Source organism: Paenibacillus sp. 1-18 (genome assembly GCF_000520755.1).
In the GTDB taxonomy this organism is placed as follows: domain Bacteria; phylum Bacillota; class Bacilli; order Paenibacillales; family Paenibacillaceae; genus Paenibacillus; species Paenibacillus brasilensis.
In genome coordinates this window covers 1-1,872 of the sequence record NZ_ASSB01000298.1, presented here as the reverse complement: position 1 = coordinate 1,872, position 1,872 = coordinate 1, and the positions used below count along the sequence as shown (strand labels likewise).

Below are 1,872 nucleotides of genomic sequence, written 5' to 3'. Positions count from 1 at the left end.
AGCGTACCTTGAGATGGCCCGGGCTGCGGTGGAGCACGGGGCGCTGAAAGGGAAACGGACGGGGATACGGCTGAAGAATATCGTTTGGGCCCAGCCTATTGTTGTGGGAACCCAGCCGGTTCAGATCCACATCGGACTCTTTCCGGAGGAAAATGGAGAAATTTCCTATGAAATCTATAGTGAGGATGAAACAGTGGATGCACAACAGGTAGTGCATAACCAAGGTATCGCATTACCATGCCGGTTTCCGGAAACGCCGACTCTGGATATACATGCGATTCAGAAGACCTGCACCCGAAATATCATCTCACCCGAAGTTTTAAAAACGAGGACGGCAGGCCATGATTGGATTCACCATTGGATAGAAGAAGTGTATGTAGGAGAAGAACAGGTGCTGGCGAAGATCTGTCTACCATCTTACGTATCAGGTGCGGAAGGACAATTTATCCTTCATCCCGACATAGTGGATTCTGCGCTACAGGCATCTGCGGGATCGACTATAGATACTGGAGGCAATAAACCTTGCTTGCCTTTTTCACTTCAAGAACTGGAGATTTTCGACAAATGCGCTTCGAATATGTGGGCGCTGATCCGTTTCAATAATGGCAGCAAAGCCGGAGAGCGGCAAGAGAAGCTTGATATTGACCTTTATGATGAACATGGCGCAGCTTGCGTTCGAATGAAAGGATTTACAGGCAAAAGGTAATCACCAAGAATGCTTTTGCAATTAAGTCAAATTCATATTATGGGAGGGTTAAACTTGGAAACATTAAAGGAAAAGACCCTATATCAGCTTAAAACTTTGTTTGGGGAAACTACAAAAATGCATGTGGATAGCATTGATGCTGAAGAGACTTTGGAAATATATGGAATTGATTCGATTATGATCAATCGGCTTAACCAGAAGCTTGGCGATATATTTGGGGAACTTTCCAAGACCTTGCTCTATGAATACCAGACCTTGATGGAATTAGCGGAGTATTTTATATCCGACTACCTGCAAGTGTGCGTGAAATGGACAGGATATGCAGACAAGGTTCAATCCATACCTGAAAAACCTTCGGAAGAAGAGAAGTTCGATAACGAATTTCCAGTGCTGACTTCATTAAAGGCAGGCAGGAAACAAGCCCGCAGTTTTGCTGCTGCGGTACCGGACAGCGCAACACGGGAACCTGTGGCAATTATAGGGATCAGTGGACGCTATCCTAAGGCCGGAAACCTGCAGGAATATTGGAATAATCTGCAGCAGGGAAAAGACTGCATCACGGAAATTCCGGAAGAACGCTGGCCCAAGGAAGGGTTCTTTCATCCAGACCCCCAGGAGGCTGCAGTGCAGGGGAAAAGCTACAGCAAGTGGGGAGGCTTTATAGACGGATTTGCGGAATTTGATCCGCTCTTTTTCAATATTTCACCACGGGAAGCGTATAATATGGACCCCCAGGAACGGCTATTTGTCCAATCCTGCTGGGAAGTGTTTGAGGATGCGGGATATACCCGGGAACGGATCAAGTCACAATATAACGGCAAGGTGGGTGTCTTTGCGGGGGTTACCAAGACCGGCTTTAATTTATACGGCCCGAATCTATGGAAACAGGGAGAGCAAATGCTTCCGTACACTTCATTCAGTTCGGTAGCCAACCGGATTTCCTATTTGCTGAACCTGCAAGGCCCCAGCATGCCCATTGATACGATGTGCTCTTCGTCATTAACCGCCATTCATGAGGCCTGTGAGCATCTTAACCAGCAGGAATGCGAAATGGCGGTTGCAGGGGGGGTTAACCTTTACCTTCATCCTTCCAGCTATGTTATATTATGCGAGCAGCAGATGCTTTCGACAGACGGACAATGTAAAAGCTTTGGCAGCGGAGGCAA

2 protein-coding genes are annotated in these 1,872 nt (G+C 47.2%); both read left to right on the top strand.

From position 1 onward, the window contains the following. A partial coding sequence (locus L693_RS0118700) for a polyketide synthase dehydratase domain-containing protein (protein WP_155983875.1) occupies positions 1–706 on the top strand: 706 nt, incomplete at its 5' end. A gap of 54 nt (positions 707–760) precedes the next feature. After that, the coding region (locus L693_RS28290) for an acyl carrier protein (protein WP_331281093.1) at positions 761–1,872 on the top strand (1,112 nt) is incomplete at its 3' end.